Raw genomic sequence first — 26,726 nt, 5'->3', positions numbered from 1 at the left:
GTGCGCTTTGCGATTATTGGCAGTGGTATTGCTGGCCTGAGCTGTGCGTGGAAATTAGCCCCACGCGCCGAGGTTCATCTTTATGAAGCCGGCAGTACACTCGGTGGCCATACCGCCACGGTGGACGTGGAGCTGGACGGTCAGCACTGGGCGATTGATACCGGATTCATTGTTTTTAACGATCGCACCTACCCACGTTTTCAGGGATTCCTGGCCGAACTGGGGCTGGAAGGCAGGCCCACGGAAATGAGTTTTTCGGTGCGCAATTCCCGCACCGGGCTGGAGTATAACGGCCACACGCTCAGCAGCCTTTTCGCCCAGCGTAGCAACCTGTTAAAGCCCTCGTTTTATCGCTTCCTCGCAGAGATCGTGCGTTTTAATCGTTGTGGAAAGCAGTGGCTGACGCAGCAGCAGGAACAGGAACAGGGTTCGCTGGATGAGTTTCTGACCGCGCAGGGCTTCAGTGAATTTTTTGCCCGGCACTATATTTTGCCGATGGGGGCCGCCATCTGGTCAGTCTCACTGAGTGAGATGCGCCGTATGCCGCTGACCCAGTTTCTGAACTTCTTCCATCATCACGGCCTGCTGGATTTAACCCAGCGACCACAATGGTACGTGGTGCCCGGCGGTTCACGGGAATATATCCGCCGCATGATGCAGCTTATCGGGCAGCAGATGCAGGTGTATCTCGATACCCCGGTCACCCGGATAACGCGTGACCCCGATGGCGTCACGCTGGAAAGCCCGCGAGGCGTTGAGCGCTATGACCAGGTGATTTTCGCCTGTCACAGCGATCAGGCATTGCAGCTGCTGGGCGATGCGTCGCCGCAGGAAAGTGAGATGCTGGCCGGGGTGCCCTATCGCGCCAATGAAGTGGTGCTGCATACCGATACCCGTTTGCTACCACATAACCGCGCAGCCTGGGCGAGCTGGAACTACCGTCTGGATGATGAAGCAAACGACAGCGAACAGCAGGGTGCCAGCGTGACATACAATATGAATATCCTGCAGGGCATTCAGTCACCGCATACGTTCTGCGTCAGCCTCAACCCGACACAACCGATCGATCCGGCCCGCGTGTTACGCCGCTTTGAATACCATCATCCGCAGTTCGGACCACATGCTCTGCACACACAACAGCAGCGGCTGCTGCTGAACGGGAACAACCGTACCTGGTTCTGCGGCGCCTGGAGCTACAACGGTTTTCATGAAGATGGCATTCGCAGCGCGTTAGATGTAACGACGGCCATGGACCAGGCAGGTTTACTGTGAACAGCGTGCTGTACAGCGGCCATGTGCGCCATCGTCGCTTCACCCCGGTGGATCATCAGTTCAGCTACCGCATTTTTATGCCGCTGATTGATCTTGATGAACTGCCGTTACTGAAAAGCGTCGGCATCGGCCACCACAATCTGCGCGCTGCCAGCTTCAGTGAGGACGATTATCTTGGTGGCGGCAGCGGCATCAAAGAGCGTGCTCAGGCGCGCATTGCCGCCCTGACTGGGGAACATCTTACCGGACGCGTGATGCTGCTGACGCAGCTGCGTTACTTTGGCTGCTCATTCAATCCTGTCAACCTTTACTACCTGTACGATGCCGCCGACAGCCTGCGCTGGATGCTGGCCGAAGTGCGTAATACGCCGTGGAATGAGCGTCATACGTATGCGGTGAAACCTGACGGCAGCGAAACCACGCAGAAAGCGTTTCATGTTTCTCCGTTTAATCCCATGGAGATGGTTTACCACTGGCGGCTGTCCCCGCCGGGTAAATCACTGCTGGTGCATATTGAGAATCACCGTGAGGGGCGCGAGTTTGACGCCACCCTGCATTTACGACGTCAGCCGCTGACCCGGCAGACGCTGCGCCATTTTCTCTGGCGTTTTCCAATGATGACCGTTCGTACCGCGCTGGCGATTTACTGGCAGGCGTGGAAACTTTGGCGCAAAGGTGCGCCGGTGTATGACCACAGCAAGTCGGAGAAATAACCCATGACTGGCACTGATTTCAGCCTGGCACGCCGTGCAAAAACGGGTAAACGCTTCTCCGCATCGCGCCGGGTGATTTTATCCCTGTTGCAGGGCATTAAAGAGGCGGGATTAACCCTGCATGACCCGCATCTCGGCACCTGCTTCTTCGGCGATGCGCAGGCTGCGCTTCAGGCCGAAGTGAAGGTGCATCACTCACGGGCGTATCGCCGTATCCTGCTGGGCGGCAGCATTGCCGCTGCAGAAACCTATATGGATGGCGAATGGGAAACCCCGGACTTAACCGCCGTTATCCTGACGCTGGCACAAAATACCCGTGTCGCCGATAAGCTGGAGGCCCGCCTCAGCTGGCTGACCGCACCGTTTAATCAGCTGCGTCATGCGTTGCGCCGCAACAATGTGCGCCAGGCAAAGCGCAACATCGCCGCCCATTACGACCTCGGCAACGACTTCTACACCACGTTTCTTGATGAGGCGATGCTCTATTCCAGCGCCTGGTTCCAACAGCCGGAGATGACGCTGGAACAGGCGCAGCAGGCCAAGATGAAGCGCCTGTGCGTGAAGCTCGGGCTGACGCCGAATGATCATCTGCTGGAGATTGGCAGCGGCTGGGGTGCCATGGCTGAATTTGCCGCTCGCGAGTACGGCTGCAGGGTGACCACCACCACCATCTCGCGCGAGCAGTATGTCTATTGCTGTCAGCGCATCGCGGCCGCCGGATTGAGCGACCGGGTCACCGTCCTGTGCGAGGATTACCGTGATCTTAGCGGCCAGTACGACAAAATTGTCTCGATAGAGATGATTGAAGCGGTCGGTAAAGCCTATATTCCGTTGTTTATTCAGCGCTGCCAGCAGTTGCTGAAGCCGGGCGGCCGTCTGGCATTGCAGGCGATCACCATCAGTGAAGAACGTTTTGACAGCTACGCGCGCGGCGTCGACTTTATCCAGCGTTATATCTTCCCCGGCGGCTTTTTACCCTCCGTCAGCCTGTTGCAGAACACGCTGCAAGAAATCAGCGATTTCAGCGAGATTGACCAGTTGGAAATCGGCCCGGACTACGCACAGACCCTGCAACTGTGGCGGCGGCGGTTTGACAACGCCTGGCCCCAGCTGTCGAAAGGACGCTTTGATGAACGCTTCCGCCGTATGTGGTTGTTCTATCTCTGCTATTGCGAGGCGGGTTTCCGCGCGCAGACCATTGGCACCGTCCAGCTCACACTGCAACGCGCATGAGCCGCCTGCGCTTCTGGTTACTCACCCTCGGTTTCGATCTCTACTGGGGGCTGGCCGTGGCGCTGCGCGAGCGCATCGGGCTGCTGCTGTGCACCGGGGCGCTGCTGGCCTGGCTGCTGAGTCCGCGCGTGATGAAGCTGCGCCTGCTGCTGGTCGCGCTGGCAGGCATCGCGCTCGACAGTCTGTGGCTGGGCGTCGATCTGTTCAGTTTTAGCGGCAGCCACGCGTTTCCCGTCTGGATGCTGGCACTGTGGCTGACGTTCGCCTGCTGGTGGGGGCTGATCCTCCATCGCTTTGCACCTGACTGGCGCTGGCTGATCGTGGCTGGCGCATTGGGCGGACCCTTTTCCTATTTCATTGGTGAGCGGCTCGGTGGCCTGCAATGGCATCAGTCACCCGCCATAGCGCTGGGCGCGCTGGCGATTGGCTGGGCGATCTGGCTACCGTTAGCCAGCCGACTACTGCGGAGAGAATCATGAAGAAATGGCTGTTATTGCTGCTGTTGTTTTCATCGCTGAGCCAGGCCGCTGACTGGCTACGCTGGAAGAACGTGGGCAAAGCGACGCTGACCTGGGGGCCATTTACACTGTACGATTCCCAGCTCCTGACGCCCGGCGGACGCTGGCAACCCGAGCAGTGGCCGCTGGCACTGGTGATCACCTACCGCCGCGACATCAGCCGCCAGGAACTGCTGGATGCCACGCTGGAACAGTGGCAGGCACAGAATACCGGCAGCAGCGATCAGCGCCAGCAATGGCTGCAACAGCTGGCCACCGTCTGGCCGGACGTCAGCGATGGCACCCGCCTGGCATTTCAGGCGGATGCCCATGGCGGGCAGTTTTACTGGCAGGCAGCCGGTACGCAGGCGGCGATCAACCCGATCGGCCCGCGCTTTGATGCTGCCTTTCGCGACGCTTTCCTCAATATCTGGCTATCGCCATCGTCGACTTACCCCGATATCCGTCGGGAACTGACCGGAGGTTAATCATGTGGAAATCCCTGTTACTGACGTTCAGTCTGCTGCTGGCAGGCTGCGGTGCCACGCTGGAAGACTATCAGCAGGCGCAACCGAAGATTGATATTTTCAGCTGGTTCAACGGTGAGTCCCGCGCCTGGGGCATGGTGCAGGATTACAGCGGCAAGCAGATCCGCCGTTTTGAGGTGGTGATTCGTGGCCAGGTGGTCGGCGAGACCCTGACGTTAAACGAGCAGTTCGTTTATGACGACGGCGAGAAGCAGACGCGGGTCTGGCATATCCGCCGCCTGGCCGACGGCAGCTACACCGGAACGGCCGGGGATATTATCGGCACGGCAACCGGCCATGCCAGCGGTAACGCGTTTAACTGGCGTTACACCATGACGGTCAAAACCGACGACAGCAGTTATAAACTGAACTTTGACGACTGGATTTATCAGCAGGATGCGCAGCATCTGATGAACGTCACCTCGATGAAAAAGTTCGGTATTGAAGTGGCACGCGTCACGCTGTTCTTCTCAAAACAGCCCGATTCGGCACAATAAAACGCCGGCTTTGGCTTAATTCCCACGGGCGAAAGCGCTATACTTCGCCCCTGGTTGAGAAAATGGATGAAGTGATGAACTTACAAAAGATTGGTGTGATATTTATCTTCCTGCTGATGGCGCTCGGCGGGATTGGCGGCGTGATGCTGGCCGGATATACCTTCATCGTGCGTTCCTGATCGTGCGGCCCGGCGGCAGCCTGTTGCCGCCCCGCCAGCACCATTGGTTGTAACTTATAACCACACGGAATTTATCTCGACAGGTCAGCCCGTTATGCTTTGAGTTTATTCATCACAATAAAACTCAACATCATGACTGAAACCACTTCTTCGGCGCACGTCGCGCTGGCAGGGAACACGCCGACAGGCGAAGTCGTCATCCTCCGTCAGGCATCGGATGTCTCTCAGCTGGTGAACACCAGCAATCACGCTGGCAACAATGCACGTATTGTTATCGGTATCGCCCTCGGTGGTGTTTTTCTCGATGCCTACGATCTGGGTGCACTGGCCTTTGGCATGAAAGATGTTACTCGCGAATTCGGCCTCTCCCCGGCAGGCGCAGGTATGATCGCCTCGTCCATTACGCTCGGCGCCATCATCGGCGCGCTGATTGGTGGCTACCTTACCGATAAAATTGGCCGCTACCGCGTCTTTATGGCGGATATGTTCTTCTTTGTTTTTGCAGCCCTCGCCTGTGCCTTTGCCCCCAATGAGTACGTTCTGGCCGGTGCGCGTTTCGTGATGGGCATGGGCATCGGTATTGATTTACCGGTCGCGATGGCTTTTCTTGCCGAGTTTTCCAAACTGCGGGGGCGCGGCAATAAAGCCGCCAGTATTTCCATGTGGTGCCCCACCTGGTACGCCGCGATCTCTATCTCTTATCTGCTGGTGTTGTTCTTCTGGTCAGTGCTGCCGGAAAGCCATAGCGACCTGATGTGGCGCATTATTCTTGGCTTCGGGGCCGTTCCGGCACTGATTATTATCGCCATTCGCAGTCGCTATATGAGCGAGTCTCCGGTCTGGGCCGCCAATCAGGGTGACCTGAAAGGGGCAGCGGCCATCCTGCGCAGCTCCTGGGGCATTAATGCACATGTCGCCGCAGATGCGGATCTCGCGCCAGTCAAAGCGGTACGCCGTGCCAGCTGGAGCAACTACGGCTCGCTGTTCAAAGGGGTTTACCTGAAGCGTACCGTGCTGGCGACCGTTACCTCGATTGTGTCCCCCTTTGCCTATAACGCGGTGGCGTTTGGCCTGCCGGTGATCATCTCCAGCTTCCTGGCGCAATCGATGCTGAACACCATTCTGCTGTCACTGGCGCTGAATCTGTTGTTTGCCTTTGTCGGCGGTACGCTGGCCGTGCGGCTGGTGCCTCGCTTTGGTGCCTGGAAAATGATGACGCTCGGTTATACATTCCAGATAGCGGCGCTGGTCGGTCTGGCACTGGTTGGACGCCCGGAAGACGGGCAACAGGCGGCGATCTCGATTGGCATGCTGGCCCTGTTCCTGCTGGGCCAGGGCTTCGGACCGGGCGCACATACCATGACTTACGCCTCACTCAGCTACCCGACGTCGCTGCGCGGCGTGGGTGTGGGCTTCAATCAGACAATGGTGCGCGCCAGTTCGACGGCTTCGCTGTTCCTGTTCCCGGTGCTGGCCGCCCTGCTGGGCACCAATGTGTTCTGGGTGATTGGGATGGCACCGATTATCGGCCTGATCGCCCTGCTGGCTATCCGCTGGGAACCCTCAGGTTATGATGTGGATTCAGAGGATTTTGCTTTCAGTCATCAGTAGAGGAGAAAGCGGAGGCGTGATCTGACTGCTGCGCGGTAAAACGCGCAAATTCAGAAGGGATGCGGGAAAACGTCAGCAGAAACCACGGAGTGAAGCGTTCCGGGTGAGCGTGCATTTCTCGCTGGATATCGGCCAGGGAACAATAACGCCAGTCGTCGGCCTCTTCCGGATTAATATCAGGCTGCACATCGCTGATGGCAAAATAGACGTGGCCATATTCATGTTCGGTCAGGCCATTACTGAGCGGCAGATAATAACTGAGTTCAAACACCGGTTGCAGCGTCAGGCGGAGCCCCATCTCCTCCCGCAAGCGGCGTTCAGCGGCATCCTGAGTCGACTCCTGCGGATAAGGGTGCCCACAGGTGGTGTTGCTCCACAGACCGCCACAGTGGTATTTACCACTGGCACGACGCTGTAACAGCAGCTGATGGTCGGTGTTGAACACGTAAACGGTGACCGCACGATGCAGCAGACCTTTTTCATGAACTTCCATTTTTTCCATCTTACCGGTAGGACGATCCTGGCTGTCGACCAGAATAACTTCAATTGCAGACATGCCGACTCCTCAGAAATGATACTGACTATTCTGGCATAAGAGGCATCTCATGGTCTGCATAAAATCGTGCTTTATACGAGGCGGGCGTAAACCGAAAGTTTCCCGGCGTTGGCAGGCCGGGATCGCGAGAAATTACTCTTCTACATTCACCACCTGCTGACGGGCGCGGAAAATATGCCCGCCGCCGTACTGCAACAGACGCGCCACCAGATCCAGGCCACCGTTCTCTTCGGCCTGTGCGAATTCGCGCTCGAGCTGAGTGATTGGGGCCGCCCACAGCAGATTGACCTTTTCGCCGTCACGTTTTGGTAGCGGGAACTGGCCGCTGTCACGTCCAAGCGCAGACGAGAGAATAAATCCTTCAAACCCCATCGGGGCCACCGAGGATTCGAGCGTATGTCCTTCCCCCAGCCAACTGAGGCGAGACCATGGCATATGCGCAAATCCGGCTAACGCACTGGCCATTTGCACCGCATTTTCTTCCGTCATCACCTCGGCATCGATGGCCAGCGCCAGCTCTGTCCGGCGATATTCCGGGGCGAGGTCATCAAACAGGAAATCCACCCACGGCATCGGGCGGATGCACATGCCAAGCGTCAGAAAATACCAGCAGCCCTCATGGTAATGCTGGGAGATCGCCATCGGCGGCCAGTTGCCCTGATCAATAGAGTAATATTTCAGTGATTCACCGTACTGCGCTTCATAACATTGCAGCATCTCCTGCTGGAAGGGCTCCCACTGCTGGCCATCCTGCCACTCGCGAAAAAACTGCCGATGCTGTTGTGCGGCAGCGTAGTTTTTATTGGTCGACGCAGAACCCAGCGGTGCGGTCAGTCGGTTCGCTTTGATGCAGCCCGCCGAAAAGCTCACCTGTTGATCCTGGTACAGGCTCCAGCCCGGGATCACGGCCAGTAGCTGTCCCTGGTACCACAGAGCGGCACCGTCATCTGACGGCTCCCAAATGATCTGTAGCCCGGCCGGGTCAAGCATCGGCTCGGCGGCCAGCGTACGGCAATACTCGGCACTGAGCAGCGGCGGTGTGCCCTGCTCCATCGCGGCAACATCATCCTGCAAGGGGGCAGGCAACAGGTTACGCAGCCAGCAGCCGCGCACGGCAAACTGCTGACGAAACGCGTCTGTCGGCCAGATATAAAAATACGCGGTGCGCTCATCCTGTTCGACAATTGCGATGAGCGTCTGTTGCTGATTGGTGACTTCAGCAATCTGATAGGGCTGTGTCATAACGCCTCGACGGTGTGTGGCGGGTTCCATTCCCTTGAGAATAGGCCTGGGCAATAAGAAGAGAATGGCGCGTTACATCACGTCAGGGCAAGGGTAAAAGTCTCAAAAATGCCTTTCGTTACTCCCCCATATGGGTACTTTCGCGCAGCCGGTAGAGGTCACGAGCCTTCTCTTTAATCACATTCAGCTTCGATTCTGACGCCACCAGCACCCAGATTGTTCCCTGCTGCTGCTGATAAAAGCGGTTCATTGCCTGGAAATAACTGTCACGGTAGCTGATCCACGCACGCTGGGCATTTTTCAGCGCGGCCTGCGCCTCAGGTGACTGCCCGGCCAGCAATAGCCTGTACTGTTTATTCAGCTCGCTATCCCAGGCTCTGTGGGTCACCTCATAGCACTGAATATTGTCCAGCGTGCTGACCGCCTGCTGCTGGCAGTTTGCCAGGCGGGTATCCAGATCCTGACGTAATGTTTCTGCTGCACTGGCCGGGCCGCTGAGCAGCAGCACGCTGATAAGGATTTTTTTCATGATGAGATCCCTGAACCGTAAAAAAGGATTAACGTCCAACCCGCGTCATGGCCCGCTGATACGCGCCGCGCGAAATCGCCCAGCGCAACAGCCGCGCAATCACGCCAATACGCAGGCGAATAATGCGCCGCCGCAGCGGAGAAAAATGGAGCCCGAACGCCTGTTGCGCCCACTCCGGCAGCAGTTCAATGCCCGCCAGCAGCATGGCATTCATTGCCGGACGCGCCTGCCATGATGGCGCAGGCGCATTCAGCAGCAGGGATAACACTTCCTGCGTGCGTTCATCACAGCGCAACTGCGGCCGCATCGCCTCAAGATACGCAGCAACGGAGGCCACACTTTTCGGCACGTTTTGCGCACCCAGCGCTTCGGCCACTAACGCCGCCTCAGCATAATAACGATCCTGTTCCGCCAGACTGAGCTGCGGATTTTTATAGCGCAAATGCGCCGCCAGGAAACTGCGGGTTTCCGCCACATGAACCCAGGTGAGCAGCGCCGGATCGCTGGCAGCATAAGGTTGCCCCTGCGCATCCACACCGCTGACGCGCAGATGAATGCGCTTCACCCGGTCAATCAGGGTGTGAGCATCGGTGGTGTTACCAAAAGTGGTGACGGCAATAAACTGGCTGGTGCGGCGTAACCGCCCCATCATGTCGTCGCGGAAGGTGGAGTGATCCCAGACGCCAGCCAGCGCCAGCGGATGTTGCATCTGTAACAACAGCGCGGCGATCCCGCCGCACAGCATGGAAGAAAAATCACCGTGCACGCGCCATATTACGCTGTCCGGGCCGTACAAACCGGGGTCACCCGGTGGTTTTGACAGGTCGAACTCATTTAATGACAGGCCATTTAAGCGGAACACCTGCTGCTGAATTTTATCGCGAAAATTGACCATTACAGCGTCCAGTGAAACCGGGCAAGGCATGCCTCACCCCTACGGAATATGGGGTAGGCATGCCCTGCCCGCCCCGCTCTACAGGTAATCAAACTCCGCATCGACGGTGCGCGCGGAATCCAGCCCGATCATCACGCTGAATTTACCCGGCTCGGCCACCTGCTGCATTCTGGCATTCCAGAATTGCAACGCGCTGACGTCAATCGGGAAGGTGACGGTTTGTGATTCCCCGGCCTTCAGCATGATGCGCTTAAAGCCTTTCAGCTCTTTCACCGGACGGCTAATGCTGGCTACCTGATCGCGCAGATAAAGCTGGACCACGGTTGCACCATCACGCTTACCGCTGTTGGTCACCGTAACGCTGGCGTTGACCGTGCCGTTACGTGGCATGGTCGTCGCAGACATCTTCACAGGCGACAGCGTGAACGAGGTATAGCTCAGACCATAACCAAACGGGAACAGCGGGCCATTCGCTTCATCAAAATAGTGTGAGGTGTATTTATTCGGTTTTTCGAAGTTATACGGACGGCCACTGTTGAGATGGTTGTAATAGATCGGGATCTGGCCCACGGAGCGCGGGAAGGACATCGGCAATTTGCCGGACGGATTGTAGTCGCCAAACAGCACATCGGCGATGGCGTTACCGCCTTCGGTGCCACTGTACCAGCTTTCCAGCATCGCATCGGCCTGCTGCGTTTCATGCACCAGCGTGAGCGCACGGGCATTCATCAGCACCAGCACCAGCGGTTTTCCGGTCGCTTTTACCGCATCAATCAGTTTCAGCTGGCTTTGTGGCAGCGTCAGGTCACTCCGGCTGGAGGCTTCATGCGCCATACCACGCGCTTCACCTATCGCCAGCACCACCACATCCGCTTTCTTGGCGGTGGCAACGGCTTCATCCAGCATCTGCTGCGGTGTACGTGTATCGACGGTCATCGCTTTTTCATACAGGTTGATAAAGTCCTGAATGCCTTTATCGTCAGTGACGTTCGCGCCTTTGGCATACAGCAGCGTAGCTTTATCGGCCGTGGCGTTTTTCATCCCCTGCAACAGCGTGACGGACTGCGCAGCTACACCGGCGGCAGACCAGCTGCCCATGATGTCGATCTGGCTGTCCGCCAGCGGGCCAATTAAAGCCACTGTGCCGGATTTTTTCAGCGGCAGCGTCTCCAGACGGTTTTTCAACAGCACCATGCTTTTGCGCGCCACATCACGGGCTTCGGTGCGATGCAGACGGCTTTCCGCATTGGTGTCTTCCGGGTCACTCCCCACCGGACCAAGATGGCTGTACGGGTCGTTAAACAGCCCCATATCGTATTTCACATTCAGCACATGGCGTGCTGCATCGTCGATCTCTTTCTCGCTCACTTCACCGCGTTTTACCAGGCCCGGCAGGTACTTGCTGTAATACTCATCGCTCATACTCATATCAATGCCGGACTTCAGCGCAATACGCACCGCGTCTTCCGGGTCACGCGCCACGCCGTGTTTGATCAGCTCTTTAATGGCACCGTGATCGCTGATGGTGATGCCTTTAAACTTCCAGTCATCACGCAGCACCTCTTTCAACAGCCAGCTGTCGGCGCTGGCCGGTACGCCGTTCAGCGAGTTAAGCGCCACCATAACGCCGCCGCTGCCCGCATCTAACGCCGCTTTGTACGGCGGCAGATAGTCCTGGAACAGACGCTGCGAACTCATGTCTACGGTGTTGTAATCACGCCCGCCTTCCACTGCACCATAGGCGGCAAAGTGTTTGACGCTGGTCATGACGGAATAGCGATCCGCCGGGCTTTTGCCCTGCATCGCCTGCACCATCGTGCGGCCCATCACCGACGTCAGATAAGTATCTTCACCAAAGCCTTCTGAGCCACGTCCCCAGCGGGGTTCACGGGTCACATCCACCATGGGCGCCCAGGTCATATTCAGCCCGTCATCGGCGGCTTCATACGCCGCAATGCGGCCAACATTCGCTACGGCCTCGGTGTCCCAGCTGGCGGCCAACGCCAGCGGGATCGGGAACTGGGTGCGCTGCCCGTGGATCACATCATAGGCAAAGAACAGCGGGATCTTCAGGCGGCTGAGTTGCATCACCTGATCCTGCATCTGACGAATGTCATGGCGGGTGACGGTATTAAAGATCGCCCCCACCTGCCCCTGCTGGATCATATCGCGTATGGCGGATTTCGGATTTTCCGGCCCCACGCTGATCAACCGAAGCTGGCCGATCTTTTCATCCAGGGTCATTTTTGTCAGCAGGTCGGTAACGAATGCGTCACGCGCCTGCGGAGTCAGTTGATGTGGGCCGATCAAATCGTCGGCAAAAGCTGGCTGGATCGCCAGAGTAACGGCAAGGCTGACAGAACAAATCCATTTCATCAGATGATTTTCTCTCAAGTGACTGTGGCGTATCTATTTATTTTAGTACACGTAACAAGCGGGTGCAGTGTGGCATACCTTGAGAATAGCAGCTAGTTTTCAGGTGATGAATCACAGACGCCACAGGCCGGACTTTATTGCCACGCTGCGAGTGCTACAGTAGGACGGTGATACTGACAAGGATATGACATGCACACTTCCCAACACGCAGAACAAAAACTGATCGCTGAACTGGGCCGTATTGTGGGCCGCAACCATCTGTTAACGGAACCGGAAAAAACAGAACGTTATCGTAAAGGCTTCCGATCGGGCGAAGGCGATGCGCTGGCGGTGGTCTTCCCCGGCAATTTACTGGAGCAGTGGCGTATTTTGCAGGCCTGTGTTGCCGCCGACGTGATTATTCTGATGCAGGCGGCCAATACCGGGCTGACCGAAGGCTCAACGCCGAACGGCAAAGATTATCCGCGCGATATCGTGATAATCAGCACCCTGCGGATGGATAAAATCCAGTTGCTGGATGAGGGGAAGCAGGTGCTGGCGTTTCCCGGCAGCACGCTCTATCAGTTAGAAAAAGCCCTGAAACCGCTGGGACGTGAACCGCACTCGGTGATTGGTTCCTCCTGTATCGGCGCCTCGGTATTGGGCGGTATCTGCAATAACTCGGGTGGATCGCTGGTGAAACGCGGCCCGGCCTATACCGAGATGGCGCTGTATGCGCAGATTGATGCCAGCGGAAAATTGCAGCTGGTGAATCATCTTGGGATCAACCTCGGCGTCACACCGGAGCAGATTTTGGGCAAGCTGGATGACGACAGCTGGCAGCAGAGCGATGTGCTGCACGACCAGCGCCACGCCTCTGACCCGGATTACGCCGAACGGGTACGCGACGTCGATGCTGACACACCATCGCGTTTTAATGCCGATGAACGCCGCCTGTTTGAGGCCTCCGGCTGCGCCGGCAAGCTGGCCCTGTTTGCCGTCCGCCTGGATACCTTTGCCAGCGAAAGCGCCCAGCAGGTGTTTTACATCGGCACCAATGACACGGCGGTGCTCGACCAGCTGCGCCGCCATATGCTGGCCAGCTTCGATAATCTGCCCGTGGCCGGGGAATATATGCACCGCGATATTTTTGATATGGCGGAAACCTACGGCAAAGACACCTTTGTGATGATCGATAAGCTCGGCACCGACAAAATGCCGCTGTTCTTCACGCTCAAGGGGCGTGCAGATGCCCTGCTCGCCCGGATAAAATGGCTGAAGCCCCACTTCAGCGATCGTCTGTTGCAGAAAATCGCCGCGTTGCTGCCGTCACATCTGCCGCCGCGCATGAAGCAGTATCGCGATCGTTTTGAACACCATCTGATGCTGAAAATGTCCGGCGACGGCGTGGCGGAAGCGCGCGCTTATTTAAACGACTTTTTCAGCACCGCCGAGGGCGAGTTCTTCGCGTGCGAAGGAAAAGAAGGGGCGCACGCTTTCCTGCATCGCTTTGCCGCGGCGGGCGCGGCCGTGCGTTATCACGCAGTGCATCATGAGGACGTGGAGGATATCCTGGCACTGGATATTGCCCTGCGCCGTAACGATCGTGACTGGTTTGAGCAACTCCCACCTGAGTTTGACGATGCGCTGACCCACCGTCTTTATTACGGCCACTTCCTCTGTCATGTGTTCCATCAGGATTACATCGTGAAAAAAGGGGTGGATGTGCACGCGCTCAAGGAGAAGATGCTGGACATCCTGCACGCGCGTGGCGCGGAGTACCCGGCAGAGCATAACGTCGGGCATCTGTACAAAGCCAAACCGCAGCTGAAGGCGTTCTATCAGCAGCTCGACCCGACCAACAGCTTTAATCCGGGGATTGGTAAAACCACGCGGGCGAAGCACTGGGGCGAATGCGGGTGCGATAAATCGTAGGGGGACCGGCACGCCTGACCCTGAAACGGGCAACGTGTGCCTGCCCCCTAAACGGGCGAGGCATGCCTCGCCCCTACGTTTTAGGCTCCTGCAATACCATCTGACCGTTTTTACGTTCAATGATCATGGTCTGTGGTGTGGATAACATGACCCCTTCTTTGCGTAAGCGGGTCAGGATATCAAACAGCAAATCGCTTTTCGCCCCACCCACCTGACGCGGGCTGGCAACGTTACCGGTCACGGACAGCACAATCCCCGTGGAGGTCAGATCCTTAAAGGTGACTGACGGCTCCGGGGTCTCCAGAATGCGTTCGTTCTCGTTATACACCTCAAGCAGCAGCTGACGAACCTGCTGCGGGTCAATATCCAGCGGGAAGGTCAGCGTAATGGTCGCCACCCCCTGAGCATTGCCCATTGTGGCATTACGTACGTTCTGCGAAATCAGCTGCGAGTTCGGCACAATCACCGTCGATTTATCACTCAGCTGGATTTCCGTGGCACGCACATTGATACGGCGAATATCGCCTTCAATGCCGCTGATACTCACCAGATCACCAACCTTAACAGGACGTTCCGTCAGCAGGATCAGGCCGGAAATAAAGTTCTTCACAATTTCCTGTAAGCCAAAACCAATACCGACTGACAGGGCACTGACGATCCAGGCCAGCTTATTCCACTGCAGACCCATGATCGACAGGGTCATCAGGATCACCAGCACAAAACCGATATTACTGAACAGGGTAATCAGCGACAGGCGCATCCCCTTGTCCATCGTCGTTTTCGGCAGAAAATCCTGTTCCAGCCAGCGCTTGACCGAACGCAGAACCCAGATGCCCACCACCATGCAGATCAGCGCATTCACCAGATGCGCCGGGACGATATTCAGGGATTCAAGGCCTTTACCGCCCCAGAACTCAATGGCTTTCTGCACCAGCTCAATCGGTGTCGAACTGCCGAAAGTACCGTTCAGCAACGCCATCGCGGCCGCCAGCACCAGGAATGTTTTGCCTATCGCGCCCAGCACTGCTGCAACCTGCCCCAGATGACGCTCATCGATATTCAGCGAAGCCTGAATGCGTTTACCGGAGGCATTGTTGGTAGAAAACAGACTTTCACACCCATCGGCCACCAGCTGGCTGAGAATATAGAAAGAGCCAAAGACAATCCCCATCCAGATCAGCTCATAGCTCAGGAAGCGCGCCAGCGTGATATAGCCAATGACCAGCGCAATCATAATCGCCACGCCAATCAGCGTCAGGGCCATCTGGATCAGCCCGACCAGCGTGGATTTCGCCTCCGGCTGATTACCTTCCTGCATCATACGGCGACGTACACGGTTGGTGCGCATACTGATCGATAGCGCCGTGGCACCAATCAGCAGTGCGGTCAGACCGTTAGCAAAGATAGTGGTGCCAACGCTGGTACTGGCGCTGCTGTTGAAGCTTTCTACTGTCTGGAAGATAAACACCAGCGCAGCGGTGAGCGGCGGGAAGGGTTTTAACGCCGTCGCCACTTCATTGGAGATATTCGGCAAACGCCACGACGGGCGACGGGTGGAGAGGAAAGCCCGCCCAAGACCGGCAATCAGCCCGCAGAGCACACTGAGCCCGACCAGCTTGTCAGCGAAATCCCGGACTTCATCGACAACGTCATCGTGGCGGGTAAAGGCAAGGTCGAGGAAGTTAAAGGCCAGCACTACTGCGGCAAGGGTGGTGATAGCGGTCGCTGCCGCCAGGAAACTGCGGCGCAGACGACCTTCCGGCAAATGGTGAATCCCCACCCAGGCAAGAAACTCTTCCAGATAGCGGCGCCCCAGCGTGGCCACCAGCCCGGCGGCCAGCACCCAGGCCAGCGTGCCAAAGCGCCAGCCGGGTTCCCAGGAAAGCGCAGCCGTGCCAGTCAGCTCATCGACAAAATCGCTGATTTTAGCGCTGTCATCGCTTTGGGTATTAAACAGCGGCGCCCAGAAGCGCGGACCAAAAATACTGCCTGCGTTGAGCGCCAGCTGGGTTTTCAGCGCGTCGCGGCGCAGATTAACGATCTGCGCGGACAGGTTGATCGCCCCGCTTTTGATCGCCTCAGCCTGTTTTATCTGGTCATCCATTTTGCCTTTCTGGTTTTCCAGCTTGTTACGTTTGCTGGTGACCTCCGCCGTTTCTTTCACACCGCTGCTGGCTGCCGGAGCCGGACCCAGTACCGCCAGCTGCGCCTGTAGCTGCGCACGCTGTGGGATAATACTTTGCATCAGCGTATCGGCATCACCGGACAACTCCAGCGCCAGATCGTTGAGCGCATTCAGTTTACTGTCGTTTGTTTCACCGGAAACCTGCTGTTTGATCTTGTCCAGCACCTTCTGCATTTTAGGCAGCTCAACGGAGGCGTTGATTTTATGGGGGAGCATCATTTTGCTGAGTGTTGTCGTTATCCGCCGCCAGCACAAACTGGGGCGACAGCGCCACCAGCGCCAGCAGACAAACACGAAGAAAAGTTAACAAGCCAGACATGTGCAGGTTCCTGAGACTAAAGGGTAGCGCCGGGCGGCGCCTGTCAATTTTCCGGCTAGTTTAAGCTTTTGATCTGGCCGGGACTATAAGATTCGTGATGGAAAAATGAGGTCGCTGTCATAAGAATATTCTATGACCTCGCCTTCCTGGTGTTATGGCAAATTATCCAAAAACGCATGGAGCAAAAAATGTCCCTTTCCTCTTCTGAGCCGCTCGTCCGTGATGCGACACCAGGCGATATCGACGCGATGACCCGTATTTATAGCTGGCATGTGCTGCACGGTTGCGGTTCCTTTGAGGAAACGCCCCCCGATGCAACAGAGATGGCTGCCCGACATCAAAAAGTCTGTTCGTTCGAACTGCCGTGGCTGGTCGCCGAGATCGACGGGCAGGTCGTGGGTTACTGCTATGCCACACAATATCGTCCACGTCCCGCCTACCGTTTTACCGTTGAAGATTCGGTCTATATTGATGCGGAAATGGGGGGCCGTGGCATCGGCAGCGCTCTGCTGGCCGCGCTGATCGTCCGCTGTCAGCAAGGCCCTTTCCGCCAGATGCTGGCGATTATCGGCAACGGCGAGCGCAATGCCGGCTCGCTCAATCTGCATAAAAAGATGGGATTTGAGATTGTCGGTAATTTCCGCGCCGTGGGTTTTAAACATGGCGAATGGCGCGATACGTTACTGATGCAGCGAGCGTTATAACCAGGGCGACCGCAAAAAAAGGTCGCCCCGTGAGCGCAGGTTATTCTACCGCGCTGTCATCGACCGCCCGGTTAGTGACCACCTGCGAGGCTTTCTGCTTCTTGTAACTCAGCGCTGCCGGAGGAACCGGAGAGATTTTGCCGGTTTCCATCCACTTACGCAGACGGTTAGCGTCAGCAAAATGGGTGTATTTTCCGAAGGCATCCAGCACCACCAGTGAAACCGGGCGCTTATTGATCACCGTGCGCATCACCAGGCAGTGTCCTGCCTCATCGGTATACCCTGTTTTCGTCAGCTGTATATTCCAGTCCGGGCGATACACCAGATGGTTGGTGTTACGGAACGGCAGGGTGTAATTCGGGTTACGGAACGTGGCCATATCTTCATGGGTGGTGCTGAGTTCGCCCAATAGCGGATAACGTTTGGTCGCGATCAGCAGTTTGCTCAAATCACGCGCCGTTGAGACGTTCTTAATCGACAGTCCGGTCGGCTCTACGTAATGCGTGTTACTCATGCCCAGTGCGCGTGCTTTGGCGTTCATGGCGCGAATAAAAGCATCATATCCGCCCGGATAGTGGTGCGCCAGGCTGGCCGCCGCGCGGTTTTCTGAGGACATCAATGCCAGCAACATCATATTTTTACGGCTGATTTCGCTGTTAAGACGCACCCGCGAATAGATACCGCGCATTTCTGGCGTACGGCTGATATCAACCTTGAGCATTTCGTCCATCGGCAGATGGGCATCCAGCGTCACCATTACCGTCATCAGCTTGGTGATTGAGGCAATCGGACGGACCAAATCCGGGTGACTGGCGTAGATCACATTCTGGGTGGTCAGGTCGACAATCATCGCACTGCCTGATGCAATTTCAGGCTGGGCCGATGCAGTTTCTACGGCAGGCTGGTGAGTACGGGCAACGGCCTGATTCAGGATGGCCTGACCAGAAAACAGCATAACCACACTTAATAGAGACAAACGGATTTTTGCAGGCATCGTAAACTTAGCGGCTGATAATGAGGGTGTGGAAACCACACACCGCGTCCCGCACTGTTGCGGGGGCTGGCGCAGGCATAATACGCCGGAAGTTAAGGATTATCCTACAGGATATTCGTTTCTGAGCGTTACCAAAATACCGCCGGTTTCCCGGCGGTATCAACGCTCAAAATAGCTGATAGCCGTAACCCCACATCAGCACGGTTATTGCCAGTAACACTTCAAATACCAGGATACCGATGGCCAGTGTGGAGCCGGAGAAACGTAAGCTCTCTTCGCGGTCTATGTTGAGGAGCAGCGGGATGCCGACGTAGAGCAGATAGCCGGTATAAACCAGCGCCAGCGCGCCGACAAGGACACAAAGCCACACCAGCGGATAGAGAGCCACCAGCCCGCTGAGAAACAGCGGTGTTGCCACGTAACCGGCAAACACCCGACAGCTTGAAAGTGAGGGCCGCTGCGGGTAGTCACGCGCCATCCACCAGATCACCTTTCCCATGACGGCCACACCCAGCAGGATCAGCGCATAGAACAGGATGGCCAGTGAGAACGCACTGAATAACGACAGCGGAATAGTCCGTTCAATGCCGATATCCCAACCGATTTGAGTGGTACCAATGAAGGCGCAGATCACCGGGATCAGCGCCATCAGCAGCACATGATGAGTGTAATGATGCGAGAGCGTTTCATTCTCTTGCTTAATGTCGCGCATCTCCCGACCCGGGTGCGCAAGAAGTCCCCAGACATGATTCATATCTTCACTCCTCTGTACAACGGACCGCCAGCAGGCACAGTCTCGGGCGGCATCTCTTCAAGTATAAGCGGCCCTGCCCTGTTTGTTTTTCATCCAACAGATGAACACGTTAAGCGCTTCATTTTCCGTTAAAAATAAACACTGAGACGGCCCTTTTCGCTGCAACTTTTATCAAAAGGGTTAGACTTAACCCTAAAAGCAACATGAGGAACGGGTTTAACAGATGGATGTAAATACGCTAATTTCCCAGTATGGCTACTGGGCACTGTTTATTGGTTGTCTGGCTGAGGGTGAGACATTTACGCTACTGGGCGGTGTCGCCGCACATGAAGGCCTGCTGCATTATGGCTGGGTAGTGCTGGTGGCGATGTGCGGCGGTGTTTTGGGTGATACCGCGCTGTTTTTCATTGGCCGCCGCTACGGTGAGCCGATCCTCCAGCGTTTCAAAAAACATCAGCAGCAGATTGAGCGGGCTAACCGCCTGATCCGCAAACGCCCGGTGCTGTTTGTGATTGGCGTGCGCTTTATGTACGGATTACGCATTGTCGGGCCGATTATTATCGGGGCCAGTCAGCTCTCTCCGCGCAAGTTCCTGCTCTTTAACGCGATTGGCGCCGCACTGTGGGCAGTGATTTTTGTTTCGCTCGGTTACCTCGGCGGCCAGGTGATTGCGCCGTGGCTGCATCAGCTTGATCATCATCTCAAGCACCTGCTCTGGCTGCTGCTGGCGGTGGCGCTGGTGTGGGGCATACGCCTCGCGGTGAAGCACCGCCATAAAAAGCATTGAGTCGTGGTCGACCTTTTTTTCCGGTCGACCCGCACAGCCGGTTCCATTTCGGTCGGCCAGCAACACCTACCCTACCCTTCGTGCAGCCCCCCGGCACGGGATGACCGGAAAAAAAGGTCATCCCCGACGAAAGGTGAATACCTGACCCGTTGCGGCCCCTATTCCCCCCCCGGCAACTGCCGGAAAAAATCCGCATAGGTGGGCGCGCGCACCTGCTCCAGCACCCCGGCTAACTGCACCAGCGGTGCATCCGACCAGTCAACACGCACATCAATGTCGGCATAAGCACGACGATCCCAGACCTTTAGCGCCGCAGAACGAATGCCGCGCTCATCCCCTCCGGCCTGATGCGCAGCATTGAGCGCCGCCAGCATCCGATCGGCCAGCGGCAGACGGTGCGCCGCTGCGAACGCAGTCTGCATCGCTGTCAGTACCTGTTCACTGACCAGCATATTGCCCGCCACGGCCAGCTGCGGGCCCGCCATGCTGCTGAAGCAGCGCCCGCACAGGCTGCCGCTCCAGTGCGCGGTCGCCCCGGCATTATCGATAATCAGCAGCTGCCGCCGCTCACGCGCATCATCTTCCTTCAGCAACAGATGCAGCGTCTGTTCAGCCGTCAGCCCCTCTGCCAGCAATGCCAGCCCGCGACTGCCGTACAGTGGATTGGTCAGCGCCTGTGTGGCAATGGCCCCCGTACGGGCGCGGCCATGGATCACCAGTGCACCCACCGCCGGGCCGCCCGTGGCCGTGGCCGCCGCCAGTGCACCGCTCTGTGGATCGCGTGCCACAATAGAAAAGGTCATTGCACCCTCCTTCTGCCAGGCAGATCAAATTTATATGGATAAATTATTGCACTTAACGCTATTTATACGCATAAATAACAAACAGGACAAACTTTGTTCATCCGCACGTCACACTGTGCGCTGACCACTCTGCTTAACGAGGACCACCATGTTCACATCGCTACGCACCGGGTTGCACTGTCTTACCCTCTGCCTCGGCCTGCTGGCCCTGGCGCCCCATGCCGGGGCGGAATCCCCCCCCGGCGTGCTAATTATAGGCCAGGTGGCAGAGCCACAGTCGCTCGATCCTCAGGTGGCTACAGCTGCTAACGATTCGCGTATTCTGGTCAATATTTACGATGGTCTGGTGCGCAATGCGCCGGGTTCACTCTCGATTGAACCGGCACTCGCCAGCCGTTGGGAAATCAGCCCGGACGGCTTGCGCTATACCTTCCATCTGCGTGAAGGCGTCAAATTCCACGACGGTACGCCGTTCAATGCCGATGCGGTGAAATTTACCTTTGAACGCATGCTTAACAAGCAACATCCGTACTATCACACCGGCCCCTTCCCGCTGAGTTTCTTCTTCTCATCCATCGATACCATCACCACCCCGGATACACAGACGGTGGTGTTGACGCTGAAACAACCCTTCGCCCCCCTGCTCTCCAATCTGGCGACCCCTGCCGGGCTGATTGTCTCTCCGGCAGCGGTGAAGAAATATGACAAAGACGTTGGTCGCCATCCGGTCGGCACCGGGGCCTTTCGTTTTGGCGAGTGGCAGGCCAACCAGCGCGTGGTGCTGACCGCCAATAAAGACTACTGGGACGGCGCGCCAAAGCTGGAAGCCGCCGTGTTCCGTCCGATTACCGATGGCAACACCCGCACCGCGGAGATGCTCTCCGGCGGCATTGATGCGATGGTGGAAGTGCCGCCGGATACGGTAAAAACCTTCGCCGATAACCCGCAGTTCCAGATGCACCAGGCGGTCGGCCCGCACGTCTGGTTCCTGCTGCTGAACACCAAAGAGAAACCCTTTAACGATAAACGCGTTCGCCAGGCGGTGAACTACGCCGTCAACAAACAGGCACTGGTCGATAAGGTCTTGCAGGGCTCGGCCCAGGTCGCCGATGGCCCGATACCCTCGGCGTTTGCCTGGGCGGCGAACAAAGAGGTCAGCCCGTATCCTTACGATCCAGAAAAGGCCCGTGCGCTGCTGAAAGAAGCCGGGGCAGAAGGGGCTACGCTGAATTTCTACGTCACAGAAGGGGGATCAGGGATGCTTGATCCGATCCCGATGGCCACCGCCATTCAGGCCGATCTGAAAGCCGTGGGCCTCAACGTCACTATTCAGACCTGGGAGTGGAACACCTATCTGACCAAAGTGAATGCCGGTCTGACCCCGCAAACCCAGATGGCAGAGATGGCGTGGATGACCAATGACCCGGATACCCTGCCGTTCCTCACCCTGCGGCGCGATGCGTGGCCGGATAAAGGCGGCTTTAATTCCGGTTATTACAGCAATCCCGAGGTCGATAAGCTGCTGGATGAAGCCCGCAGCAGCAGCGACCAGCAGACGCGCGGTGCACTGTATCGCCAGGTCCAGGCCCTCGTTCACGATGATGCCCCCTGGCTGTTCGTCGCCAACTGGAAGCAAAACGCCGTGACCACGCGCCAGGTGCAGAATTTTGCCCTGCAACCTAACTTCAACCTGATCCTGCATCAGGTCAGCAAACCCTGACGGAGGCCGCCTGCCATGTGGAACTATTTACTGCGGCGATTGATTGGCATCATCCCGGTGATTATCGGCCTGTCGCTGATTGTCTTTCTGCTGATGGCGATGATCCCCGGCAACCCGGCACAGGCATTGCTCGGCGCATTCGCCACACCGGAAAATGTGGCGCGCGTCAGCGCCGAACTGGGGCTGGATAAACCGCTCTGGCAGCAGTATTTCATCTGGGTCAACAACCTGCTGCACGGCGATTTTGGTCGCTCCTATGTGCTGAACCGCCCGGTGATCGATGAAGTGCTGGAACGCCTGAGCGCCACCCTGTTACTGGGCGGCTGCGCACTGCTGCTGAGCGTGGTCCTCGGCCTGTTGGCGGGTGTCACCTCGGCGGTGCGCCAGTTTAGCTGGGGCGACAAACTGATCACCCTGCTGGTGTTGATCGGCATTTCCCTGCCCTCGTTCCTGATCGGCCTGCTGATGATCATGCTGTTTGCCGTCAGCCTGCGCTGGTTCCCGGCCTCCGGCATGTTCGCGATTTATGGTGGCGGCGATGCATGGGACCTGCTGCATCATCTGACGCTGCCCGCCATCACGCTGGCGATTGTTGCCACCGGGGTAATTGCCCGCCTGACGCGCACCGCGATGCTGGAAGTACTGCGACAGGATTACATCCGCACAGCGCGCGCGAAAGGCGTCAGCGAGCGCCGGGTGATCTGGCGTCACGCCTTTCGCGTGGCGCTGGTATCGGTGATCCCGGCGATCGGTATTCAGGCTGGCTTTGTGCTGGGCGGCGCGGTGTATATCGAAACCGTGTTCCAGTGGCCGGGCCTGGGCGCGATGCTGGTGAAAGCCGTCTCGACCCGCGACCTGCTCCTGGTACAAGGCGGCGTGCTGGTTGCGGCCATTGCTTATGTACTGATTAATCTGCTGACCGACATCGTTCAGGCCTGCCTCGACCCGAGGGTAAAATCATGACGACATCCACTACCCTGCCCACGCGCCGCTCCAGCTGGTCGCTGTTACTGCACAACCGCCTCGCCGCGCTGGGATTGCTGCTGCTGGCAATCACCTTAACCGCAGCCTTTATCGCCCCGCTGCTGCCGCTGCCGGACCCGGATGCCACCGACCTGCTGCAACGTCTTGCTCCGCCGCTGACGCCGGGCCACCTGCTGGGCACCGATGCACTGGGCCGCGATATGTTATCGCGCCTGCTGTGGGGCACGCGGGTTTCTGTTGCCGTGGGCCTGAGCGCGACTCTGCTGGCCGCCATTTTCGGCACGCTGATCGGCCTGATTGCCGGCTACGCCGCCGGGCGCACAGACAGTATCCTGATGCGCCTGATCGATATGATTATGGCCTTTCCCTATATCCTGCTGGCGCTGGCGATTGTCGCGGTGCTCGGGCCAGGGCTACTGAATGCGCTCTATGCCATCGCGCTGGTCAATATTCCGTTCTTTGCCCGTAATGTACGCGGTCTGACCCTCGGCCTGCGCAGCCGTGATTTTATTCAGGCAGCCAAACTGTCGGGGAAAAATCATACGCAGATCCTGTTAAGCGAAGTCCTGCCTAACGTTCTGCCGCTGATCGTGGTGACGCTCTCCACCACCATCGGCTGGATGATCCTTGAAACGGCCGGGCTCTCCTTCCTCGGTCTGGGCACGCAGCCACCGGATGCCGATCTCGGGTCGATGCTGGGCCAGGGGCGCAACCAGCTGTTTATCGCCCCCCATGTTGCCCTGGTCCCGGGCGTGATGATCTTCCTGCTGGTAATCGGTTTTAACCTGCTGGGAGATGGCGTGCGTGACCTGCTGGATCCGCGTCTGAAGTCCGGCGCCCTGCTACGCTCACAGGCAATGACCACCGTTGATCGTGCAGCGGTCGCCCCGCGTGCTCATCCTGATGCGCTGCTGGAAGTGGTGGATTTACAGGTGGCGTTCAGCCGTGGCAGCCATCGGGTGCCCACGGTAAAAGGCGTTAGCTTCCATGTGCAGGCGGGTGAATGCCTCGGACTGATTGGTGAAAGCGGCTCCGGTAAAAGCGTCAGCGCACTGGCGATTATGGGTCTGGTGGCTTCGCCACCCGGTGTGATCACCGGCGGTAGTGTCTGGCTGGGGAATGAGGAGTTGCTGTCTCTCTCTGCTACGCAGATGCAGCAACGCCGTGGTGTACGCGTGGCTTATATCTTCCAGGACCCGCTGACGTCACTGCATCCCCAGATGCGCATCGGCCAGCAGCTGGTCGAAGCGATTCAGTGCCACCAGCCGCTAAACGCCGCGGCGGCACGCGCCAAAGCCATTACATTACTGGAAGATACCGGCATTCAGCAGGCGGCAGAACGCTTTGATGCCTGGCCTCATCAGCTTTCCGGCGGCCAGCGTCAGCGCGTGGGCATTGCTATCGCCCTCGCCAACGATCCACAGGTCATTATTGCCGATGAACCCACCACCGCGCTGGATGTCACGGTACAGGCGCGTATCCTCGCCCTGTTGAACGAACTGCGCCACAAACGCGGGCTGGCCCTGCTGTTTATTACGCATGACTTTGCCGTGGTCAGTGAGATGTGTGACCGGGTAGCGGTCATGCGCCAGGGTGAAATTGTGGAAAGCGGTCTCACCGCCACGGTATTACAGGCTCCTCAACACGACTATACCCGACGACTGATTGCCAGCGTGCCGCAGCGCGGTCAGGGCCGCGCCTTCCTGCAACAAATCCGCCAGCTACACCAGCAGGAGACCTCTTCATGAAGAACGTGATTGAAGTGAAAAATCTGATAAAAACCTACCCGGGTCAGGGAGGATGGTGGCGACGCAGTAACGCCGTTGAGGCGGTAAAAGGCATCAGTTTTAATCTCGGCCAGGGGGAAACCCTTGCCGTGGTCGGTGAAAGTGGCAGTGGAAAAAGTACCCTCGCCCGTATGCTGGTCGGGCTGGAATCCCCCACGTCTGGCAGCCTGATCCTACAGGGTGAAGAGGCCAGCCTGCTGGCACAGCGTGGCGTGCAGGCTTTTGGCAAAACCATTCAGTATGTGTTTCAGGATCCGGTGGCATCGCTCAATCCGCGTAAAACCATTCGCCAGATCCTGAGCGTGCCGCTCCGGCGGCTGTGTGGATATTCTGCGCGTGACTGTCTGCCGCGTATGCAACAGCTGCTGGCGGCGGTCAATATGCCTGCCGATGCCCTGAACTGTTATCCTCATGAGTTTTCTGGCGGTCAGGCGCAGCGGCTGGCGATTGCCCGTGCGCTGGCGGCAGAGGCACAGATTCTGGTGCTGGATGAACCTGTCTCTGCGCTTGACGTCTCAGTACAGGCACAGGTTCTTCTGTTGCTGGAGGATCTCAAACAGGAGCTGGGTCTGTCTTATCTGTTCATCAGCCATGACCTGGCCGTGGTGGAGTCGATTGCCGACCGCGTTGCAGTGATGAATTCTGGTACTATCGTCGAATGCGCCGCCACACAGACGCTGTTCAGTGCGCCTGAGCACGAATACAGTCGTCAACTGCTGGCAGCCGCGCCAGCCTGGCAGCCCACGCCGCCCAGCGTTCAGCCCACTCTCTGACATACAGGTGACCATGTCTTCAGTATCAACGCCCCCTGAGGCGGTAAAGCGTAAACGCACCGACACCATCATTGATGCCATCAAGCAGAGTATTGTGGATGACAACCTGCTGCCCGGCGATCGCCTGCCGCAGGAAAAAGATCTGATGGTACGATTTTCAGCCGGAAAAAGTACGGTACGTGAGGCACTGAAGGCGCTGGAAGCGCAGGGGCTGATCCGCACGCGTACCGGACCCGGCGGCGGTGCATTTATCGACAGCATGCCGGAAAACCGTGCCATGAGCCTGCTGTCGAATTATCTGTTTACCCGCGAGCTGAGCATCAGCCATATCTATGCGCTGCGTAAAACCCTGGAGCCGCAGGTTGCGGTCAGCGCCATCGGCCAGATTGATGAGGCCGGTTTTCAGCAGTTGCATCAGTTGATTCGCATCTATGACCACCCGCCCGCCAGTGAAGAAGAGCGCTGGGAACAGCGCATGGCCGAGCTGGATTTTCACAGCGTGGTGGCGAGTTATTCGGCCAATCCGCTGCTGGCCTTTTTCTGTCGTTTTCTGCAACGTCTGCTGAAAGATCTGGCGGTGTGCAAAGATATTTATCAACAGCCGCAGCCCGTCGATCGTCGCCAGGGCATCGAATATCAGTATCAGCTGATTGATGCGTTGCGCCGTGAGGATGCCACCGCTGTGGAACGCATCATGCGCGATCATATGCAGCATGCTGAGCAGGCGATGCTGTTGCTGCAGGCGACGCTGGAAGAGCGTTTTTTACGGGATGATAGTTGAGTGAGGGTCAGGCATGCCTGACCCCTACGAAAGATTACGGTTGTAGTAGACGAGTGGCATGCCTGACCCCGGCGAAAAGATAGTGCGGTTATCG

General features: G+C 57.4%; 24 protein-coding genes and 1 pseudogene. 16 read left to right on the top strand and 9 right to left on the bottom strand.

Translation table 11 applies throughout. The features are described from left to right. From WH279_RS03605 to WH279_RS03570, 8 genes are all read left to right on the top strand, one after another. Nucleotides 1-1,272, top strand: coding sequence for an NAD(P)/FAD-dependent oxidoreductase (locus WH279_RS03605; protein WP_339455041.1), 1,272 nt, complete (start codon nucleotides 1-3; stop codon nucleotides 1,270-1,272). After that, entirely contained in the window at nucleotides 1,269-1,985 is a 717-nt protein-coding gene (locus WH279_RS03600; protein ID WP_167864892.1) for a DUF1365 domain-containing protein, read from the top strand. The genes WH279_RS03605 and WH279_RS03600 overlap by 4 nt, the downstream gene beginning before the upstream one ends. A 3-nt stretch (nucleotides 1,986-1,988) precedes the next feature. Further along, a complete protein-coding gene (locus WH279_RS03595; RefSeq protein WP_339455040.1) occupies nucleotides 1,989-3,218 on the top strand; it encodes a cyclopropane-fatty-acyl-phospholipid synthase family protein in 1,230 nt (409 codons plus the stop codon). Continuing rightward, nucleotides 3,215-3,697, top strand: coding sequence for a DUF2878 domain-containing protein (locus WH279_RS03590; RefSeq protein WP_339455039.1), 483 nt, complete (start codon nucleotides 3,215-3,217; stop codon nucleotides 3,695-3,697). Before WH279_RS03595 ends, WH279_RS03590 begins: the two co-directional genes overlap by 4 nt. After that, a complete protein-coding gene (locus WH279_RS03585; protein WP_339455038.1) occupies nucleotides 3,694-4,203 on the top strand; it encodes a hypothetical protein in 510 nt (169 codons plus the stop codon). Before WH279_RS03590 ends, WH279_RS03585 begins: the two co-directional genes overlap by 4 nt. Before the next feature lie 2 nt (nucleotides 4,204-4,205). Then, nucleotides 4,206-4,739, top strand: a complete 534-nt coding sequence (locus WH279_RS03580) for a DUF3833 domain-containing protein (protein ID WP_133841138.1) — start codon at nucleotides 4,206-4,208, stop codon at nucleotides 4,737-4,739. Nucleotides 4,740-4,813: 74 nt separating this feature from the next. Continuing rightward, complete coding sequence (locus WH279_RS03575; protein ID WP_133841139.1) at nucleotides 4,814-4,918, top strand: protein YohO; 105 nt, start codon at nucleotides 4,814-4,816, stop codon at nucleotides 4,916-4,918. Nucleotides 4,919-5,050: 132 nt separating this feature from the next. After that, nucleotides 5,051-6,529: an MFS transporter gene (locus WH279_RS03570; RefSeq protein ID WP_339455037.1), complete on the top strand. Its 1,479-nt coding sequence runs from the start codon at nucleotides 5,051-5,053 to the stop codon at nucleotides 6,527-6,529. On the opposite strand, the gene idi is transcribed toward WH279_RS03570, so the two are convergent. From idi to bglX, 5 genes are all read right to left on the bottom strand, one after another. Next, nucleotides 6,516-7,085 carry an isopentenyl-diphosphate Delta-isomerase gene (gene idi / locus WH279_RS03565; RefSeq protein WP_339455036.1) on the bottom strand — a complete coding sequence of 190 codons (570 nt, stop codon included), beginning with the start codon at nucleotides 7,083-7,085 and terminating at the stop codon, nucleotides 6,516-6,518. The two genes, WH279_RS03570 and idi, sit on opposite strands and share 14 nt — an antisense overlap. A gap of 132 nt (nucleotides 7,086-7,217) precedes the next feature. Next, on the bottom strand, nucleotides 7,218-8,327 hold the full coding sequence (locus tag WH279_RS03560) for a suppressor of fused domain protein (RefSeq protein ID WP_339455035.1): 1,110 nt from the start codon (nucleotides 8,325-8,327) through the stop codon (nucleotides 7,218-7,220). 118 nt (nucleotides 8,328-8,445) lie between these two features. After that, nucleotides 8,446-8,856: a lysozyme inhibitor LprI family protein gene (locus tag WH279_RS03555; protein WP_200640898.1), complete on the bottom strand. Its 411-nt coding sequence runs from the start codon at nucleotides 8,854-8,856 to the stop codon at nucleotides 8,446-8,448. A 28-nt stretch (nucleotides 8,857-8,884) separates the two neighbouring features. After that, nucleotides 8,885-9,751 carry an oxygenase MpaB family protein gene (locus tag WH279_RS03550; RefSeq protein ID WP_339455034.1) on the bottom strand — a complete coding sequence of 289 codons (867 nt, stop codon included), beginning with the start codon at nucleotides 9,749-9,751 and terminating at the stop codon, nucleotides 8,885-8,887. Nucleotides 9,752-9,829: 78 nt separating this feature from the next. Continuing rightward, nucleotides 9,830-12,127 carry a beta-glucosidase BglX gene (bglX, locus tag WH279_RS03545; protein ID WP_339455033.1) on the bottom strand — a complete coding sequence of 766 codons (2,298 nt, stop codon included), beginning with the start codon at nucleotides 12,125-12,127 and terminating at the stop codon, nucleotides 9,830-9,832. 189 nt (nucleotides 12,128-12,316) lie between these two features. On the opposite strand from bglX, the gene dld reads away from it, so the two are divergent. Then, on the top strand, nucleotides 12,317-14,041 hold the full coding sequence (gene dld / locus WH279_RS03540) for a D-lactate dehydrogenase (RefSeq protein ID WP_339455032.1): 1,725 nt from the start codon (nucleotides 12,317-12,319) through the stop codon (nucleotides 14,039-14,041). A 73-nt stretch (nucleotides 14,042-14,114) separates the two neighbouring features. On the opposite strand, the pseudogene WH279_RS03535 reads toward dld, so the two are convergent. After that, a pseudogene (locus WH279_RS03535) lies at nucleotides 14,115-16,545 on the bottom strand (DUF3772 domain-containing protein). 188 nt (nucleotides 16,546-16,733) lie between these two features. Here WH279_RS03535 and WH279_RS03530 point away from each other — a divergent pair. Further along, nucleotides 16,734-17,249, top strand: coding sequence for a GNAT family N-acetyltransferase (locus WH279_RS03530; RefSeq protein WP_339455031.1), 516 nt, complete (start codon nucleotides 16,734-16,736; stop codon nucleotides 17,247-17,249). A 40-nt stretch (nucleotides 17,250-17,289) separates the two neighbouring features. Here WH279_RS03530 and pbpG read toward each other — a convergent pair whose 3' ends face one another. Next, complete coding sequence (pbpG, locus tag WH279_RS03525; RefSeq protein ID WP_133841150.1) at nucleotides 17,290-18,243, bottom strand: D-alanyl-D-alanine endopeptidase; 954 nt, start codon at nucleotides 18,241-18,243, stop codon at nucleotides 17,290-17,292. A 166-nt stretch (nucleotides 18,244-18,409) separates the two neighbouring features. Further along, the gene (locus WH279_RS03520) at nucleotides 18,410-18,997 is read right to left on the bottom strand and encodes a Yip1 family protein (RefSeq protein WP_200640911.1); all 588 of its coding nucleotides are present in this window, start codon (nucleotides 18,995-18,997) and stop codon (nucleotides 18,410-18,412) included. A gap of 223 nt (nucleotides 18,998-19,220) precedes the next feature. On the opposite strand from WH279_RS03520, the gene WH279_RS03515 reads away from it, so the two are divergent. Beyond that, nucleotides 19,221-19,784, top strand: a complete 564-nt coding sequence (locus tag WH279_RS03515; protein ID WP_339455030.1) for a DedA family protein — start codon at nucleotides 19,221-19,223, stop codon at nucleotides 19,782-19,784. A gap of 158 nt (nucleotides 19,785-19,942) precedes the next feature. Here the strand turns inward: WH279_RS03515 and WH279_RS03510 are convergent, their stop codons facing one another. Then, a complete protein-coding gene (locus WH279_RS03510) occupies nucleotides 19,943-20,587 on the bottom strand; it encodes a DUF1028 domain-containing protein (protein WP_200640915.1) in 645 nt (214 codons plus the stop codon). A 148-nt stretch (nucleotides 20,588-20,735) separates the two neighbouring features. Here WH279_RS03510 and WH279_RS03505 point away from each other — a divergent pair, with 148 nt between their 5' ends. Genes WH279_RS03505 through WH279_RS03485 form a run of 5 tightly spaced genes read left to right on the top strand, consistent with a single transcriptional unit; the run spans nucleotide 20,736 to nucleotide 26,632 of the window. Further along, a complete protein-coding gene (locus WH279_RS03505) occupies nucleotides 20,736-22,307 on the top strand; it encodes an ABC transporter substrate-binding protein (RefSeq protein WP_339455029.1) in 1,572 nt (523 codons plus the stop codon). Nucleotides 22,308-22,322: 15 nt separating this feature from the next. Then, complete coding sequence (locus WH279_RS03500; protein WP_339455028.1) at nucleotides 22,323-23,270, top strand: ABC transporter permease; 948 nt, start codon at nucleotides 22,323-22,325, stop codon at nucleotides 23,268-23,270. Beyond that, the gene (locus WH279_RS03495; RefSeq protein ID WP_339455027.1) at nucleotides 23,267-25,039 is read left to right on the top strand and encodes a dipeptide/oligopeptide/nickel ABC transporter permease/ATP-binding protein; all 1,773 of its coding nucleotides are present in this window, start codon (nucleotides 23,267-23,269) and stop codon (nucleotides 25,037-25,039) included. The genes WH279_RS03500 and WH279_RS03495 overlap by 4 nt, the downstream gene beginning before the upstream one ends. Continuing rightward, a complete protein-coding gene (locus WH279_RS03490) occupies nucleotides 25,036-25,851 on the top strand; it encodes an ATP-binding cassette domain-containing protein (RefSeq protein ID WP_339455026.1) in 816 nt (271 codons plus the stop codon). The genes WH279_RS03495 and WH279_RS03490 overlap by 4 nt, the downstream gene beginning before the upstream one ends. A gap of 13 nt (nucleotides 25,852-25,864) precedes the next feature. Beyond that, the gene (locus WH279_RS03485; protein WP_200640924.1) at nucleotides 25,865-26,632 is read left to right on the top strand and encodes a FadR/GntR family transcriptional regulator; all 768 of its coding nucleotides are present in this window, start codon (nucleotides 25,865-25,867) and stop codon (nucleotides 26,630-26,632) included. Nucleotides 26,633-26,726 lie beyond the last annotated feature (94 nt).

The sequence above is a fragment of the Erwinia sp. MYb375 genome, assembly GCF_037479175.1.
In the GTDB taxonomy this organism is placed as follows: domain Bacteria; phylum Pseudomonadota; class Gammaproteobacteria; order Enterobacterales; family Enterobacteriaceae; genus Erwinia; species Erwinia rhapontici.
This window is presented reverse-complemented; position numbering and strand designations above follow the sequence as displayed.